The organism is Desulfocastanea catecholica (assembly GCF_054657295.1).
This window is the reverse complement of sequence record NZ_BAAHYZ010000033.1, coordinates 17,246-32,153: the sequence shown is the minus strand read 5'-3', so window position 1 is coordinate 32,153 and position 14,908 is coordinate 17,246. Positions and strand designations below refer to the sequence as shown.

The window sequence follows — 14,908 nt, the reverse complement described above, 5'->3', positions numbered from 1 at the left end:
ATAGGTAGCGAATTTATTATAAAAATAATTCGCCATATCACGATGCAGGGCGGTTTCAGACATTTTTGTTCTGGCGCCGATGACCATATCGTATTGGGCTTTATACTCCAGTAACCGGGCGATATCTTCAGGGTTGTGCTGGCTGTCTGCGTCCATCATGACCACCCATTCACCTCTGGCCACCCGTAGACCTGATTTTATTGCCGCGCCATTGCCGATATTATACGGATGCGGCCAGACGTTCGCCCCGGCATCCATGGCCATTTTCATTGTTTTATCCGTTGAGCCGTCATCTATGACCAGCACCTCAAAATCCGGATGCAATTCTTTGACGCGGCGCACGGTATTGCCGATGCTTTTTTCTTCGTTATAGGCAGGTATCAACACGGTGACAGCTACATTTCTTGTATCACTCACGACACAGACTCCCTCAATTGGCCCAATCATGTAGCTGATAAGTGGCAACTTAAAAAAAAGATCGGTTTCTTTCAGCCTGGCGGATATTCCTCTGGAGTGCTTTTGTCAGCTCTCCATGTTATTTGTTATGGGTTAGCATATCTTTTCTCTCTGCTGGAATCAAGATTTTGTTTAGATTACCTGGAATTAGGTGGTGGGCGAAAACGATTGGTGTTAGCGGTTTTTTTTTCCTTTTGGTTACTGCACTGGGGGTGGATTTTGATTGGCTGGGGTGTCTTTGGCCTTCATTCTGGGATGCGGCGCATCCTGGAGGAGTTCCCATGCGGCGCATTGGAGCCAGGCACAGTGCGGGAATGACGAACAGTGAGTTTGATTCGTCATTTTGTATGAGGCTCTGATTCCAATGCAGGCTCCTTGCAGCACCGATTTAACCCTGTTCTGCTTGTATCTTTTCCAATACAGCTATCAACAAAGGTCGCACAGTCGGGATATCCTCCTTGACTGTCCGCCATACAACTTACAAACTTACCCCAGCATAGTCGTGAATCAACTTGTCCCGCATTCCGGCGAGACTTTTCCAAGGAATATCTTCAAACCGTCGTCGAAGATCAACCGGAATCTTCCTGGCAGCCTCGCCGATGATCTCAAGGCAGCGAATAACAGCAAAGGAGGTTTTATCATCGCCAGTGAACATAGGAAGATCCAAGCCGTTGGTAAATTCTTCGGCCTTGTCCATAGCCTCAAGAATATCCCGTAAATAATCCTGAACGAAACATGGTTTTTTCATATGGGCAAGACCTCTTCCAGTATCCGCTTGCCTATGGAAGGTTTAAGCGCCTCCTTTTGCACCAGGTCTACGGAAACTCCGAGAAGGTGTGACAGATCCCTCTCCAGGTCAAGAAATCTTAACATTCCAGGTACTTTTGAAAACTCAACCAGAACATCAAGATCGCTTCCCTTACGCTGTTCGCCTCGGACATACGAGCCAAACAGCCCCAGTGAGACCACAGCATATTCCCGACGCAAACGCGGCAACTCCAAGCGAAGCCGATTGGCTGCCGCCTGCGCATTTATTTTTTCTCCTCTTGCGTTTCCCATAATCCCTCGATTCATAGGTAACTGTTCACAACGTACAACTGAATTGCATGCCCAGATTCAAGAATATCATTGAGATAGAGCCGATAATGTCGTTCAGACATAAATCACGTCTTTGTGAGCCGTCTCTTTGACGATAGGTTTCAGGGTGCTCTCGATACCAAGGTCGACCTTTTTCCCCAGGCTCTTTTCCAGATATCGTTTGAGAGAAAAAAAAGGCTCTCATTTCGGGATGTACTCCACGTTTGTTTGATCTTTGAGATCCGCATCTGAAGGGATGATTCGGCAATTATGAGCGCGTGATGTCGCCACAATAATGGCGTCTGCCATGGCTAAATTGTCCTGCAGGGCAATATCCGCGGCAGCAAGTGCAAGAGTGTCGTCAAAGGGGATCACCGGAGAGTTTTTCATATATCCGGCAGCGAGCAGCGCCTTTTCTTCGCCAACCTCTCTCTTCAGAACCTTGTAAACTTCGTAAAGAATGATCGCAGGCATGAGGATGTTCTCTGGGGCCGTTAGATATTGTTTATATTTGTCGGCCAGCTGGCCATCGGTAAACCATTCCAGCCAACCACAAGAGTCAACAATAATCATGTGAAACGATCCTGTTTTTCCCGGTGATTATCGATTTTCGCGTCCCTGGCAATGCCTCTCAGCTCATCAAGAGAGACATGAGGAATGAGGATGAGCATCTTGTCTTTTTCTATGACTGTCAGTTTTTGCTTCGGTTTGAGGTTAAGATGCTCTCTGGCCGATTTGGGGATGACTATTTGATATTTACTTGAGATGGTCGCCTGCATGGTATTCTCCCTTTTGTTGATCGACAGGATAATTGTAAGATTTTTACGGGAGACTGTCAATTTTCATGTTCGCACACAAGCTTATACACCACAAGAGCATTTGGTCAGAGTATTTGAGGTCTGACCAAGCTATCTACCCGATCATTCAACACTTAAATCCAATAATACGTGTTTTCAGAGCTTAAAAGTACCTTTTCAGGGGCTAATTGGGCATTGTAAGCAGTTCCTTGCTCCCTCAGTTGATAATGATCATTGACTTCGCTCACCTTTCGCCCCATCTGCCTTGCGAACACCGCAGGTGATTACCGGATTCTCTCGCCCGAAAAAATGTAATGACATCGTCATTCCATCTGGTTAATGAGACGTTTGCCGTCTCGAAACGCGATTGCATCGATTGATCACTTGGGGTCGGACCCTTTTGCCTGATCCAGTATTTGAGCTACCGCGATGAGATCCCGAGATCTCGTAATCTTGCTCCGACGGCAGATTATATCGTTTTAATTGTGTGCGAACATTTTAAGGGGCAGAGTGGCTTGCAATGGAAAGGACAAGGCCCGTCAGAATTTCTCCTGCAGCCTCATGGGCGGATTATAACCGACGTGGCCAAATGCGCGATGAGTGGTATACTCGCAGAAGCTTGAGACAGTCGTCTTTGACCCGGTATGGGACGATAAAACGGGTATTGGCAACAATAAGCTCTCTTGTGCCAGGAACACGACCAGCCCGGCCAAGCCCTGGCTGTTCTTTTAAGAGTGAAACCGTCCTGATGATTTTCAGCACAACCTCCCCTGCTGCCAAGGGATCAGTTTGTGATATAAAAGAAAATGACATCACGCTTTGCAGTATGATAACATATTTGTTACTGTTTGGTTATGGAATGGCACTTAAATAGGAGAAAAAATAATGAACCAGCTTGAAAAAGAGCGAATTAAAAATGAGATTGTTCACTGTTTGAAAGGTGAGTCAGAGATCATGAAGATCATTATTTTTGGATCCTTCTTCACAAAGGACTCACCAAACGATATCGATATTGCTGTGCAGCAGGACAGCAATGAATCATATTTACCCCTTGCTCTAAAGTATAGAAAAAAAATACGACAGGTCGCAAAACAAATTCCTATTGACATAATTCCGCTTCGCACCGGAAAATTTCAGGGCGTGATGGCCGATGAAATTTCACACGGGGTAGTCATTTATGAAAGATGAAACAAAAAACTGGATTGCTTATGCCGGAGACAATTTACATTCGGCTATAGTTCTTTTCGAGAGCGGACTTTTAAATCCTTGCCTACAAAATATTCAGCAATCTGTTGAGAAAAGTCAAAGAACTGTTAATTGAATAAAGCACGGAGAAAGACACATACATCCATACATCATCATAGGGGTCGGACCAAGCTAATGAGAAACGACGCCATTTCTTACCATGTTTAAATCGATGTACGTGAGGCATCTGAAAAAATGCTCACCTGGCTCTACCAACACTAAGACTCCTTGCCTTGCAGATTATATTCCTTGATCTTACTTAACAGCGAAGGATAGCTGATCTCGAGCAGCTCGGCGGCCTGCGACTTGTTGCCATTCGTTTTCGCCAAGGCCTTGGCAATAAGGTAACTCTCAATAAAAACTTTCCCTTCTTTAACGGAAAAGGTATCCGGCAACAGATTCTCTGAGTGCGGACACTCTGGCTTGCACATCTTTACCGGCAGGCTTTCCGAGTTGATCCAGCCATTTTCGGCAAAGATGATCGCATGCTCCAGGACATTCTTTAATTCGCGGACATTGCCCGGCCAGGGGTAGCTACCGAGCAAGGCCAGGGCGCCGTGGGTAACGCCCTTGATGCGGATGTCCATTTTGCGGCTCTCGGTCTCGATCAAGGAGTGCACCAGCAGCGGGATATCGCCAGGGCGATCGCGCAGTGCGGGTATTTTTAGTTCAACGACATTCAGACGAAAGAGCAGATCCTGGCGGAAGTGTCCCTGTTGCACTTCATCTCCGAGATCTTTCGCCGTCGCCGCAAGGACACGGACATCGATCTTTCTGTTTACATTCGCGCCGAGGGGGCGGACTTCCCGTTCCTGCAGAACCCGCAGCAGTTTTACCTGCAATTCAAGCGGCAGCTCACCGATCTCATCGAGCAGCAAGGTGCCGCCGGCCGCCGCCTCAAACAACCCTTTATGGTCGGCATCGGCCCCGGTGAAGGCGCCCTTCATATAGCCGAAAAATTCACTTTCCAATAAATTCTCGGGGATGGCGCCGCAGTTAATCGTGACAAACGGCCCGCCGGCCCTGCCGCTGCATTGATGTATGCCTCTCGCGACAAGTTCTTTTCCGGTGCCGCTTTCCCCGGTTATGAGCACGGTCGTGTCGTGCCCTGCTACTCTTTGAGCAAGGCCCAGGATATCCTTAATGGCCTTGCTCTCGCCGATTATGTCGGCAAAGCCCCTGCCCTTTTCCAATTCCTCGACTTTTTGGCGAAGATGGCGATTCTCCTTTTTCAGTCGCACCCTCTCGGCAGCCTTTTCCAGGATACAGACAATTTCGTTGAGCTTGAAGGGTTTGGTGATAAAATCATAGGCACCAAATTTCATCGCCTGCACAGCCGTATCGACATTGGCAAACGCCGACATCATGATGATCGTTGCATCAATCTTTTGAAGTTTGGCTTCCTCTAAAAACCGCAGGCCATCCATCAGCGGCATTTTCAGGTCGCAGAGGATAAAGTCAAACGAGTTGGTGCCGGCATATTGCAGCCCCTGGCGGCCGTCTACGGCGGTGGTTATCTGGTACCCTTCTCGGCGTAAAGATGCCGATAACATATCGAGCATATTCGCTTCATCGTCTATTATCAGCAGGCTTTCGGTCGGCAATGTATTCATAATGTAACAGGATATATTACTGTTTTACCTGCGCCAATATCTGCAGCGGCAGGGTTATTTTCACCTCAACACCGGTCGGCACTACATTATCAAGCGTTATTGTCCCCTGCAACCTCTCCATAATAGTATGACAGACAAAAAGGCCCAGCCCCGTCCCCCTGCCGACTTCTTTTGTGGTAAAGAAGGGATCAAAGAGATAGGGATGCTGTTCTTCGGTGATCCCCGTGCCGTTATCCCGCACCCTGATGACCAGCCGCGCCTGCATGTTATTGTTTTGTTCCTGGGATGTGGCGATAACTATTGATCTATGCCTGCCCTGCAGCGAAGCCGTGGCGTCGGCGGCGTTAAAGAGGCAATTGAGCAGTACCTGCCTTAAGGCGTCCTTGTCGGCAACAACCGCATCATCCGCGGCAAAAAGTTTCGTGGTAATCGATGCCTTGGCAAAGTTTTTTTCCAGTGTGGCAAAGCTGACCACATCACCAATAAGCGCATTCACCGCCACCGTTTCCGCCTCCAGGCGATTCGGTGCGGAAAAATCGAGAAGTTGCCTGATCAGCCGTTTTATTCTGTCCAGCTCCTGCTGCGCCTTTTCGGAAAATTGCTGCTTTTCATCACCACTGAGATCGTCTCTGCCCAACAGTTCCACATAGCCCTGAATGATCGACAGAGGATTGCCTATTTCATGGGCCAGACCGGCGGATAGCCGCCCGGCCGTCGCCAGCTTCTCCGAGCGGACGACGAGGGCATTTTTTTCTTGCAACTCGGCATTGATCTCCTTCAGCGCAAACAGGTTTTGCCGGAGGGTCCGATTATCCTTTTCAACCCGGGCAAAGAGAGTATTGAGGCTGGTCGACAACTTCCGAAAGGGGCTGTCGTTATCACTGACGAGGAAGAGTTCCTGCTCGTCCGGACGATAGGTCTCGGCTTTTTGTACCAGGCTGTCGAGTGGCCGAAAAAAAAGATCGGCAATCCTGAAAAAACTTAACGTGCTGAAGAGCAGTACATTCACCAGCAGATAACAAAGGACGATCTTAACATCCTGTGCATATCTGGAATATATCGGCAGGAGTGAGCGTTCCGCGGCGAGACTGCCGATTGTCTGCCCGGTGGTGTTGACCAGCGGCACAGCGATGAGGACAACTTCATTGCCGAAGAGAAAAGTGTCCCAGCCTGCACCGGTAAAGGCGATGGAGGGTTTATTCTGTAACCTGGCCTGCTGTGAGAGCGTACGGAGTTGGTCGGTATATTTGCAGGGGGGCTGTCCTGTTATTTCCGTTTCTGTGTTTTCAACATAAGTGCATGTGAAAATTTCGTTTTCTGTAAAATCTTTATTGGCACTGGCGGAAACCGCCGCACGCTGGAGAGCTTGCCTCGCCCAGGAGACATCCTCCCGGATGGAGGCACGTACGCCGAGGAATATGACAACTACGCTCTGTAGCAACATCGCCATTACCAGCATAGTTGCGAATGTCAGCACGATTTTGGTTTTAAACTTTTTCTCTGTCATGCAAGCCGGCGTTCTGTCTTTCTTTACCCTCTTCTCTTCATCTAAATACTGCGCTTACAATCAATATAGCATGTCACGGAAACCGAAGGAAATTTTTTAAATTTTTTAATTGGATTAAACCGCTGGAACCCACGAAAAAGAAGTTTCGTCTGTCCATTGCCTTTTTGTGCTTGATGTGGTATTTAGTATCTAAATAAGTATTAAAAGGAGTCTAATATGAATACCATACCTGCCCAAGAAATTAAACGGCGCGGTATCGCTGCACTGGATGATCTCATTGCTGATGGCGACGTGCATGTGATCCGCAACAATAAGCCGCAATACGTGGTGCTTACCGAAGCTCGCTATCAGGCTTTGCTGGAGGCTCAAGACGAGGCGTACACCGCGCGGGTGCTGGCCTCACTGGCAGACATACAGGCTGGCCGTGCGCAACGCGGCACAGCGGCAGAGCTGCTCAAAGAGTTGGATCTGGCAGGTTGAAGCATGTACACCCTGGTATGGACATCCGGCTTTACCCGTTCGGCCGGCAAGTTTCTCAAGCAGCCCCCTGACTTGCGGGAGAAGTTCGCTGCAATTCTCCGTGATCTGGAGCATGACCCTTTTCAGCCGCATCTTCGATACCATCATCTTGGTGGCCGGCTCAAGGGTGTGCAGGCAATCAGCATCACCTCCAGCTACCGTCTTACCCTGTCCCTCGTGATCGCGGATCATGAAATCTATCTGCTTGATGTCGGCAGTCATGACGAGGTGTATCGATGAGATCGACGTCAGGATGATTTACCTGTTTTACAATAACCGCCTCTACGCACTCAAGAAATTCGTTCGAAGGAAATCTTGCATTATTTCGTCAAACTCACCATAATGTAATTACGGTAGTTACGTTGCCATACAATCTTAATTATAGAGGGTACGCTATGGAAAAACATGTACGCGCTCGAGATATAAAAATAATCCCCATAGGTAACTCCTTAGGTGTCCGCCTACCAAAAAATCTCTTAAATAAATATGGTTTAACCGGCTCGTTAGTCCTCGAAGAAACGGACCAAGGTCTTCTCCTTCGAAAAAAACATGACGACAAACTTTCCTGGAGCGATACCTATAAAGCCATGGCTGAAGAGGATGAAGACTGGAACGATTATGATGCTACTCTTTTAGATGGCCTGGAGGATGACGACATTGACAAGTCCTAAACGTTACCAGATTTATTTTGCAGATTTGATTCCAACCATCGGTTGTGAGATCAATAAAATCCGTCCAGTTGTTGTCATTAGCGGCGATGAAATGAACGCTCATTTGCAAACTGTCGTTATTTGTCCTTTGATTTCAAAGCTCCATCCGAAATGGAGAACGCGGTTGCAGATTAATTGTGCCGACAAACAAGCCGAAATCGCTGTTGATCAAATACGAACAATCAGCAAAAAACGTTTGAGGCAGAAAATTGATCAACTATCTGTTTCTGAAGCCTCTCAGTTGCGAAGAATAATCACCGAAATGTATGGTGAATAAAGAGTATAATATCTCGACATCCCTCGTTGTCATGCGGCGCATGTGAAGTGCAGCACATGAAGTTCCCACGCCGGAGCATGGGCACCAGTGCTGATGCAGTCGCCGATGTGGAAGCACTGCTGTTAGTCCTTACCTTTGCCGACCCACCGCCCTTTCGGTCCACAACGTCAGGCCTCAGGTAGAATTCTGGTTCCCATGCTCCAGCGTGGTAACCGAAAGTGACGCTCCAGCGCCCCTGGTTATAGTTCAACCACATTCAGCCGAAAGAGCTGATCCTGGCGAAAGTGCCCCTGTTGCACCTCGTCACCGAGATTTTTCGCCGTGGCCGCCAGGACACGGACATCGATCTTTCTATTCATGTTTGATCCAAGGGGCCGGACTTCTCGCTCCTGCAAAACCCGCAGCGACATTACCTGCAATTCAAGCGGCAGCTCACCGATCTCGTCAAGCAGCAAAGTGCCGCCGGCCGCCGCCTCAAACAAACCCTTGTGGTCGGAATCGGCGCCGGTGAAGGCGCCCTTCATATAGCCGAAAAATTCACTTTCCAGCAGATTTTCTGGAATGGCGCCGCAGTTAATCGTGACAAACGGCCCGCCGCTCCTGCCGCTGCATTGATGTATGCGCCTGGCGACAGGTTCCTTCCCGGTGCCGCTTTCCCCGGTTATAAGCACGGTCGTGTCGTGCCCCGCAGCTCTTGCCGCAAGACCCAGGATATCCTTAATCGCCTTGCTCTCGCCGATGATGTCGGCAAACCCCCTGCCCTTTTCCAGTTCCTCGACTTTTTGGCGAAGCTGGCGATTTTCTTTTTTCAGTCGTACCCTTCGGCGGCCTTTTCCAGGATACAGACAATCTCGTTAAGTTTGAAGGGCTTGGTGATAAAATCATAGGCGCCAAATTTCATCGCCTGCACAGCCGTGTCGACGTTAGCGAAGGCCGACATCATGATAAAATTATTCCAGAATAAGCTTTACGAACTTGTCGTGATTCTCTTCGGGAACGGACGAAGAAGTAACTGCCATTTCTCCGGTGATTTCCATCAAATCTCCACCGGCTTCTGTCAATCTGACCTTTCCTGTGACCGGTGCAAGCCGGGAACGTATCTCTCTTTGTTTTCCTTCCCTTACAATCCTCCCCTCAGCGACAAACCGGGCCAAGCGGTGCTGTAGGCTTCGCCGACTGATGGCATCCTTAAAATATGCGTGGATGAGCATATTGCGAAAGTCCTTAACTTCTCGCCATGGCACATCTGGATACAATCTCAAATTCACGAACGACCGCTGAAATACGCATCCGCTCCTTGCAGAAAATGTCATATGTGATCCCTTCAACGTACAACTGAATTGCATGCCCCGATTCAAGAATATCATTGAGATAGAGCCGATAATGTCGTTCAGACATAAATCACGTCTTTTTGAACCGCCTCTTTGACGACAGGTTTCAGGGTGCTCTCGATACCAAGGTCGACCTTTTTCCCCAGGCTCTTTTCCAGATATCGTTTGAGAGAAAAAAAGTTCCTCAAGGTTTTTTTTTCATCCTCGAGCTCGACCATAAGATCGATATCGGAACTATCGCAGGCGGCCTGGCGAGCATAGCTGCCAAAGTAACCGTGCAGGCCAATTGGCGTGTTACTTTCCGCTTTGAAAACGGCGATGCCGAAGTTGTTGATTATGAAGATTCTCATTAGGTGAGAACATGAGAATGCACAACCCTCCCCATCCCGGCGAAATCCTCAGTGGACTATGGCTTAACCCCATGGGCCTGTCAGTCACTAAAGCCGCGCTTGCTCTTGGAGTCAGCCGTAAAACTCTGTCAAAAATTGTCAACGGCAATGCCGGCATTTCACCGGAGATGGCGTTTCGTCTGTCCATCGCCTTTGGTGGAAGCCCGGAAAGCTGGATGGGGCACCAGGTTGCCTACGACCTCTGGCGAGTAGAGCAACATAAACACGAACTGAACATCAAACCTTTCCTTGTCCACGGGCTTCATTGATTCGGTGTTGGTGTCGGTGGTTACCATACGCTGCATGGTAACCTTCCGGTGACTGCGCCGCAGTCCAGCTATGGTGCCTGACTGACCTCCAGCCATAATTTTATTACTGATAAGCGCCTTGACATGCCATGAAAATAAAATTAGAATTAGACTTAATTTAGGTCAACCTCAATTTAAGGTTAAAATATGGTTACTCTTTCTGTTTCTGAAGCAAAAATGAAATTAAGTGCCCTTGCCGATTCTGTAAACAAAACTCATGAAGAAGTTGTTATTACGAAAAACGGAAAACCCATTGCTGTCCTGATAAGTCCCGATGAATTTGAAAGCTGGCGGGAAACAATGCGAATCCGTTTTGATGCAGATTTTATGAAAGAGATAAAGAAAGGGCTGATTGAGCTGAAGAAAGACAAAGCATCGCTTTATACCCTCGAAGAGCTCTTTGATTGATCGATCATGCCTGGCGATTATCTTCTAAAAGTACCAGAATCAGTGGCTTCTCTTATCCGTGGTCTGCATCCGCTTATTAAAACGGACATCAGATCTGCTTTGCATTTTTTGGTACAAAACACCAATAGTGGCAAAGCTTTAAAGGAAGAACTTCACGGACTAAGAAGTTATCGTGTTAAAAGATATAGAATTATTTATCGAATTCTACCTGCAGAAAAAATCCTGGAAATAATTGCCGTAGGACCAAGGAAAAATATTTACGAAGAAACCTTTACGATTATAAACAAAGAGGGAAAATCATAATTCCACTCAATTTTCTACTCCCTCCCTGGTTGCCGCGTTAAACATGGTGGCTTCAGCTGCAGCTCAGTTTCGATCGGCCTTCCGCACCAGATCGCATAACTCGTCGGCCATCTCGTTGATGAGGCTTTCATCCTGGCCCTCGACCATGACCCGGATCACCGGTTCAGTGCCCGAGGGTCGGACGAGGATTCGCCCGGATCGACCGAGTTTTTCTTCGAGCCTGATGACGGTTTGCGGAAAATTTTGAATGGATGCCACCTCGATTTTCGTCGAGGTCCGGACATTTTTCAACACCTGCGGAAAGCTGGTCATAACGGTAGCCAGCTCGGAAAGCGGCTGCTGGCGCTTTTTCATGATCGCCAGGAGCTGCAGTCCGGCGAGAATGCCATCGCCGGTGGTGATATGATCAAGGAAGACCAGGTGGCCGGACTGCTCCCCGCCAAAGGAATAGCCGTTTTTCCTGATGCATTCGACCACATAGCGATCGCCCACCGCCGTGCGCACCATCTTGCCGCCCATCTTTTCCATGGCCACTTCCAGACCCATATTCGACATGACCGTGGACACCAGGGTCTTCTTCTTCAATTTGCGCTGCGTCATCAGTTCCTGGGCACAGATGGCCATGATATGGTCGCCACCGACGATCTGACCATGCTCGTCACAGACGATCAAGCGGTCGCCGTCGCCGTCGAGAGCCAGACCGATATCGGCACCGAGCTCTTTCACCTTTGCGGCCATCTTCTCCGGGTGCAGAGCGCCGCATTCGTGATTGATGTTTTTGCCGTCGGGGGTAGCGGATAAGGTGGTCACCCTGGCGCCCAGTTCGGTGAAGACATGGGGAGCGACGCCGTAGGTGGCGCCGTTGGCGCAGTCGAGGACTATATGAAATTGATCGAGGGTATAATTGCGCGGAAAGGTGCTTTTCAGAAAGACAATGTATCTCCCCTTCGCGTCGTCGATCCTGGTGGCCTTGCCCACTTCATCGGCCACCGGCCGGAGTTCGGCCATCTTCTGCGAAAAGATCAGGTCTTCGATATGCGCCTCCACTGCATCGGGAAGCTTAAAGCCGTCACTGGAAAAAATCTTGATGCCGTTATCCTGAAAAGGATTATGCGAGGCGGAAATCACCACCCCGGCATCGGCCCGCATGGAGGTGGTGATAAAGGCTATTCCCGGGGTAGGCAGCGGCCCGACCAGGAGGACGTCGACGCCCATCGAGCAGATTCCCGCAGCCAGGGCGTTTTCCAGCATATAACAGGACTGCCGGGTATCTTTGCCGATGACGATGCGGTGGCCCTTGGCCTTATCCTTGACGATGAAGGCAATAGCCCGGCCGACCTGCATGGCTATTTCTATGGTCATGGGGTAGATGTTCGCCACCCCGCGAATGCCGTCTGTTCCAAATATTTTTCGCATTATTCAACCAGCTTTCTTTTTGCTTGTTCATTTTTAAGCATTTTGACAGGTGAGGTATTTTCATCGCCACCGCCTGATGCGTCTTCATCATTTACTGCTGGAGCCGCATCTTCAAGCTTCTCCGGAGTTTTTCCCCTATCGACGACTCCTTCCTCAACACCTTTTCCTTCCGGTCGGTCCGGTTCCGGTGGCGTTTTCCGCATCGATCCACCGAGATCATTAACCAGCGACACCGAACCCGGGACAATAGACAGGATTTCGATCGGCAATGCCACATCGTCTCGCGGGATGACTTTCACTTTCAAGGTGCCGCCCTCCTCCTCTTGTATCGCCGTCACAACGAGCAGGTCCCTCGGATCAATGGACTTGCCAAGCAGTTTTTTGGGAATATTGGCAGTGACTTCAACAGTTTTCGACTCAACATCACGCTTTACCCCATCGATCACGGCATGCACCACCAGCCCTGCCATGGTTTTTGTTACCGTCGCCAGGCCAATGCTCAATTCGGCCGTCACCGAGGTTTCCCCTATAAGCTCAATAATCGCCGGATCCAGCTCCAGGGGCATCTGCAGTTGGATCGATTCTTTCATGCCGGTAAGATTTATCGCCCTGGTGTAGAGTTCATCAAACTGCGAGAGGATGGTCAGCGGACCAGTAATGGTTATGACATCGGGATCGATCTTGAGCGATTTAATATAATAGCCATCGGCAACTTCTCCCACCGTCCTGGCGGAAACAGGGAACTTCTTTTGAATAAGCTTGTCCAGCGACAGGATAATGGATGACGGCTGCACTCTCTGGACGGTGATGCCGCGCGGAACCGGTACATGTTCGTTGTCATTTTCAATCACCATGGTACCCGGAGTGGCCGCGGAAAGATCGACCTGCCTGGTTACGGCCCGACTGGTCATCTCCAGGATCAGCGACCGGGGGCCGCTGACCGTTACCTCGATCTCCTTTTTAAACTGATTGGAAATAACCAGATCCCGAGGCAGGTTGATAATTTCGATGGGAATCATGACATTTTTATCCACCCGATCTTCCCCGCCGACGTAATACCACAGCACAACGGCAAGAACAAGCGAGATAAATTTCAGCAGCCAGTCCTTGGAAAAGAGCCTGGTCAGATTGATTTTTTTGATTTTGCGGAAGAACGAAGCCAGAGAATTTTTCATCTTTTCATCCAGTTTTTCCAGGAGGATGAGTTGTTCTTAGCGACAAAGATTGCCCTGAGACTGTTGGTGAGACTGATTTCATTTTCAACGGTGGTCAAGGCCCCATGTCGTACGATAGAAATCTCCTGGGTCTCCTCCGAGACGACCAGAACCACCGCATCGCTTTCCTCAGTCAGGCCGATAGCCGCCCGGTGCCTGGTGCCGTATCGTTTATTGATATAGGGATTTTGCGTAAGTGGTAAGATACATCCTGCGTGCTGGATCCTGCCGACACTGATAATAACCGCACCATCGTGCAGGGGAGACACCGGCATGAAGATGGAGATAAGCAGTTCCTTCGTCAGTCGGGCATCAAGTTCAAAGCCGGACTCGATAAAATCGCCAAGATTGGTCTCTCTTTCAATGACGATCAGTGCGCCGATGCGTCTTTTGGCCAGATAGAAAAGGGTCCGGATGATCTCTTCGAGTTCCTTGTCGGCAACTTCGGTCGGTTTGTGAAATGGTGACTTGCCCACCCTCGTCAGCGCCCGCCGAATGTCCTGCTGAAAGACGATGATGACGATCAGCAGGATAGAACTCAGGAACGTCTGCAGGATCCATTTAAATGTCGCCAGGTCAAAAACACTGGCGAGAAAATAGCCGATGGTCAGAATAACGATGCCGACCACCATCTGCACGGAACGGGTACCGCGGATGATGGAAATCACCTGGTGGATGACAAATGCCACCACAAGAATATCAACAAGATCCTGCCAGCGAAAATAGCTGAAAATGTCAAGCATGCGCGCCTTGTACTCTTAAGTTTCCACTGCTGTGTAAAATAATTTTACCTTCAGATGCATTCGACCTAAGAGCCTGTCCGAGAATGTCTTTTTCCCCAGCTCCGCGTTATTTCAGAAAAATAATGCCCGCAATATTATCTCAATATTATCTATATGGCTGTGCTTATTTTTCTAAAATGCCTTGATCTGAAAAAAAATGCCTATTCTCGGACAAGATTTTAGGAGGTCTTCTTTATTTGTACGATTAAATTACAGATATTTAAAGGTTTTTTTCGGTATTTGCTGAAAAATCATGCAAACCTGTATTTAACCATCGATCAGCGAAGCCCCTGCTGTTGCTCCCCCTCGAGCAGCGACAGCACACGACAGCGTACCGGTTTGCTGCATTTTTCCGGTGCTATATGCCCATTGACTAGGTACAATCATTATGGCGTCGTAAAAATTCTTCATCTGCGAGGAGGAATATAGCACAGGAGAATTCATTTTTGACACTCTTTTTGCGGTATTTTTTCTCTTTTCCTCAGGCGGCACAGGAATGAAAAATATAGCCGGCACAGTACATCTTCAATTTACATATTCGTATCCATACGATAAG

General features: G+C 48.8%; 26 protein-coding genes and 1 pseudogene. 10 read left to right on the top strand and 17 right to left on the bottom strand.

The features are described 5' to 3' along the window. The 6 genes from ACYQ8U_RS20300 to ACYQ8U_RS20275 all read right to left on the bottom strand — a co-directional run. On the bottom strand, nucleotides 1–417 hold a 417-nt coding region (locus ACYQ8U_RS20300), incomplete at its 3' end, for a glycosyltransferase family 2 protein (protein ID WP_459947389.1). A 517-nt stretch (nucleotides 418–934) separates the two neighbouring features. Next, complete coding sequence (locus ACYQ8U_RS20295; RefSeq protein ID WP_459947388.1) at nucleotides 935–1,204, bottom strand: HepT-like ribonuclease domain-containing protein; 270 nt, start codon at nucleotides 1,202–1,204, stop codon at nucleotides 935–937. After that, nucleotides 1,201–1,515, bottom strand: coding sequence for a nucleotidyltransferase family protein (locus tag ACYQ8U_RS20290; protein WP_459947387.1), 315 nt, complete (start codon nucleotides 1,513–1,515; stop codon nucleotides 1,201–1,203). Before ACYQ8U_RS20290 ends, ACYQ8U_RS20295 begins: the two co-directional genes overlap by 4 nt. 219 nt (nucleotides 1,516–1,734) lie before the next feature. After that, nucleotides 1,735–2,106, bottom strand: a complete 372-nt coding sequence (locus ACYQ8U_RS20285) for a type II toxin-antitoxin system VapC family toxin (RefSeq protein ID WP_459947386.1) — start codon at nucleotides 2,104–2,106, stop codon at nucleotides 1,735–1,737. Beyond that, nucleotides 2,103–2,312, bottom strand: coding sequence for an AbrB/MazE/SpoVT family DNA-binding domain-containing protein (locus ACYQ8U_RS20280; protein WP_459947385.1), 210 nt, complete (start codon nucleotides 2,310–2,312; stop codon nucleotides 2,103–2,105). The genes ACYQ8U_RS20285 and ACYQ8U_RS20280 overlap by 4 nt, the downstream gene beginning before the upstream one ends. Nucleotides 2,313–2,900: 588 nt before the next feature. Beyond that, complete coding sequence (locus tag ACYQ8U_RS20275; RefSeq protein ID WP_459947384.1) at nucleotides 2,901–3,143, bottom strand: type II toxin-antitoxin system RelE/ParE family toxin; 243 nt, start codon at nucleotides 3,141–3,143, stop codon at nucleotides 2,901–2,903. Between the two features lie 72 nt (nucleotides 3,144–3,215). On the opposite strand from ACYQ8U_RS20275, the gene ACYQ8U_RS20270 reads away from it, so the two are divergent. Continuing rightward, on the top strand, nucleotides 3,216–3,518 hold the full coding sequence (locus tag ACYQ8U_RS20270) for a nucleotidyltransferase domain-containing protein (RefSeq protein WP_459947383.1): 303 nt from the start codon (nucleotides 3,216–3,218) through the stop codon (nucleotides 3,516–3,518). Continuing rightward, nucleotides 3,508–3,651, top strand: coding sequence for a HEPN domain-containing protein (locus ACYQ8U_RS20265; RefSeq protein WP_459947382.1), 144 nt, complete (start codon nucleotides 3,508–3,510; stop codon nucleotides 3,649–3,651). Before ACYQ8U_RS20270 ends, ACYQ8U_RS20265 begins: the two co-directional genes overlap by 11 nt. 142 nt (nucleotides 3,652–3,793) lie before the next feature. On the opposite strand, the gene ACYQ8U_RS20260 is transcribed toward ACYQ8U_RS20265, so the two are convergent. Both ACYQ8U_RS20260 and ACYQ8U_RS20255 read right to left on the bottom strand, forming a co-directional pair. Beyond that, entirely contained in the window at nucleotides 3,794–5,188 is a 1,395-nt protein-coding gene (locus ACYQ8U_RS20260; protein WP_459947381.1) for a sigma-54-dependent transcriptional regulator, read from the bottom strand. A 16-nt stretch (nucleotides 5,189–5,204) separates the two neighbouring features. Continuing rightward, a complete protein-coding gene (locus tag ACYQ8U_RS20255) occupies nucleotides 5,205–6,632 on the bottom strand; it encodes a sensor histidine kinase (RefSeq protein WP_459947380.1) in 1,428 nt (475 codons plus the stop codon). 279 nt (nucleotides 6,633–6,911) lie between these two features. Between ACYQ8U_RS20255 and ACYQ8U_RS20250 the strand changes: the two genes are divergently transcribed. From ACYQ8U_RS20250 to ACYQ8U_RS20235, 4 genes are all read left to right on the top strand, one after another. Next, nucleotides 6,912–7,175: a prevent-host-death protein gene (locus ACYQ8U_RS20250; RefSeq protein ID WP_459947379.1), complete on the top strand. Its 264-nt coding sequence runs from the start codon at nucleotides 6,912–6,914 to the stop codon at nucleotides 7,173–7,175. A 3-nt stretch (nucleotides 7,176–7,178) separates the two neighbouring features. Next, nucleotides 7,179–7,454, top strand: a complete 276-nt coding sequence (locus tag ACYQ8U_RS20245; RefSeq protein ID WP_459947378.1) for a type II toxin-antitoxin system RelE/ParE family toxin — start codon at nucleotides 7,179–7,181, stop codon at nucleotides 7,452–7,454. A gap of 155 nt (nucleotides 7,455–7,609) precedes the next feature. After that, complete coding sequence (locus tag ACYQ8U_RS20240) at nucleotides 7,610–7,885, top strand: AbrB/MazE/SpoVT family DNA-binding domain-containing protein (RefSeq protein ID WP_459947377.1); 276 nt, start codon at nucleotides 7,610–7,612, stop codon at nucleotides 7,883–7,885. Then, complete coding sequence (locus ACYQ8U_RS20235; RefSeq protein ID WP_459947376.1) at nucleotides 7,863–8,201, top strand: type II toxin-antitoxin system PemK/MazF family toxin; 339 nt, start codon at nucleotides 7,863–7,865, stop codon at nucleotides 8,199–8,201. The genes ACYQ8U_RS20240 and ACYQ8U_RS20235 overlap by 23 nt, the downstream gene beginning before the upstream one ends. 239 nt (nucleotides 8,202–8,440) lie before the next feature. Here the strand turns inward: ACYQ8U_RS20235 and ACYQ8U_RS20230 are convergent, their stop codons facing one another. The 5 genes from ACYQ8U_RS20230 to ACYQ8U_RS20210 form a co-directional block, all read right to left on the bottom strand. Next, on the bottom strand, nucleotides 8,441–8,911 hold the full coding sequence (locus ACYQ8U_RS20230) for a sigma-54 factor interaction domain-containing protein (RefSeq protein ID WP_459947391.1): 471 nt from the start codon (nucleotides 8,909–8,911) through the stop codon (nucleotides 8,441–8,443). 98 nt (nucleotides 8,912–9,009) lie between these two features. Continuing rightward, entirely contained in the window at nucleotides 9,010–9,144 is a 135-nt protein-coding gene (locus ACYQ8U_RS20225; RefSeq protein WP_459947375.1) for a response regulator, read from the bottom strand. Between the two features lie 7 nt (nucleotides 9,145–9,151). After that, complete coding sequence (locus tag ACYQ8U_RS20220; protein ID WP_459947393.1) at nucleotides 9,152–9,412, bottom strand: hypothetical protein; 261 nt, start codon at nucleotides 9,410–9,412, stop codon at nucleotides 9,152–9,154. Nucleotides 9,413–9,425: 13 nt separating this feature from the next. After that, nucleotides 9,426–9,599 (bottom strand): HepT-like ribonuclease domain-containing protein, encoded by a 174-nt coding sequence (locus ACYQ8U_RS20215; protein ID WP_459947392.1) that lies wholly within the window; start codon nucleotides 9,597–9,599, stop codon nucleotides 9,426–9,428. Further along, nucleotides 9,592–9,750, bottom strand: coding sequence for a nucleotidyltransferase family protein (locus ACYQ8U_RS20210; protein ID WP_459947390.1), 159 nt, complete (start codon nucleotides 9,748–9,750; stop codon nucleotides 9,592–9,594). Before ACYQ8U_RS20210 ends, ACYQ8U_RS20215 begins: the two co-directional genes overlap by 8 nt. Before the next feature lie 51 nt (nucleotides 9,751–9,801). Between ACYQ8U_RS20210 and ACYQ8U_RS20205 the strand changes: the two are divergent. The 4 genes and pseudogenes from ACYQ8U_RS20205 to ACYQ8U_RS20190 all read left to right on the top strand — a co-directional run. After that, nucleotides 9,802–9,885 (top strand): annotated as a pseudogene (locus tag ACYQ8U_RS20205) (peptidase); the annotation flags it as partial. Nucleotides 9,886–9,893: 8 nt separating this feature from the next. Continuing rightward, the gene (locus tag ACYQ8U_RS20200) at nucleotides 9,894–10,190 is read left to right on the top strand and encodes a HigA family addiction module antitoxin (protein WP_459947374.1); all 297 of its coding nucleotides are present in this window, start codon (nucleotides 9,894–9,896) and stop codon (nucleotides 10,188–10,190) included. A gap of 186 nt (nucleotides 10,191–10,376) precedes the next feature. Then, complete coding sequence (locus ACYQ8U_RS20195; RefSeq protein WP_459947373.1) at nucleotides 10,377–10,637, top strand: type II toxin-antitoxin system Phd/YefM family antitoxin; 261 nt, start codon at nucleotides 10,377–10,379, stop codon at nucleotides 10,635–10,637. 6 nt (nucleotides 10,638–10,643) lie between these two features. Beyond that, nucleotides 10,644–10,940, top strand: coding sequence for a type II toxin-antitoxin system RelE family toxin (locus ACYQ8U_RS20190; RefSeq protein ID WP_459947372.1), 297 nt, complete (start codon nucleotides 10,644–10,646; stop codon nucleotides 10,938–10,940). A 63-nt stretch (nucleotides 10,941–11,003) separates the two neighbouring features. Here the strand turns inward: ACYQ8U_RS20190 and glmM are convergent, their stop codons facing one another. From glmM to ACYQ8U_RS20170, 4 genes are all read right to left on the bottom strand, one after another. Beyond that, nucleotides 11,004–12,356 carry a phosphoglucosamine mutase gene (glmM, locus tag ACYQ8U_RS20185; protein ID WP_459947371.1) on the bottom strand — a complete coding sequence of 451 codons (1,353 nt, stop codon included), beginning with the start codon at nucleotides 12,354–12,356 and terminating at the stop codon, nucleotides 11,004–11,006. Then, the gene (locus ACYQ8U_RS20180) at nucleotides 12,356–13,531 is read right to left on the bottom strand and encodes a CdaR family protein (protein ID WP_459947370.1); all 1,176 of its coding nucleotides are present in this window, start codon (nucleotides 13,529–13,531) and stop codon (nucleotides 12,356–12,358) included. The genes glmM and ACYQ8U_RS20180 overlap by 1 nt, the downstream gene beginning before the upstream one ends. Beyond that, nucleotides 13,528–14,313 carry a diadenylate cyclase CdaA gene (gene cdaA, locus ACYQ8U_RS20175; RefSeq protein WP_459947369.1) on the bottom strand — a complete coding sequence of 262 codons (786 nt, stop codon included), beginning with the start codon at nucleotides 14,311–14,313 and terminating at the stop codon, nucleotides 13,528–13,530. The genes ACYQ8U_RS20180 and cdaA overlap by 4 nt, the downstream gene beginning before the upstream one ends. Nucleotides 14,314–14,619: 306 nt before the next feature. Then, entirely contained in the window at nucleotides 14,620–14,868 is a 249-nt protein-coding gene (locus tag ACYQ8U_RS20170; protein WP_459947368.1) for a hypothetical protein, read from the bottom strand. Nucleotides 14,869–14,908: the final 40 nt, after the last annotated feature.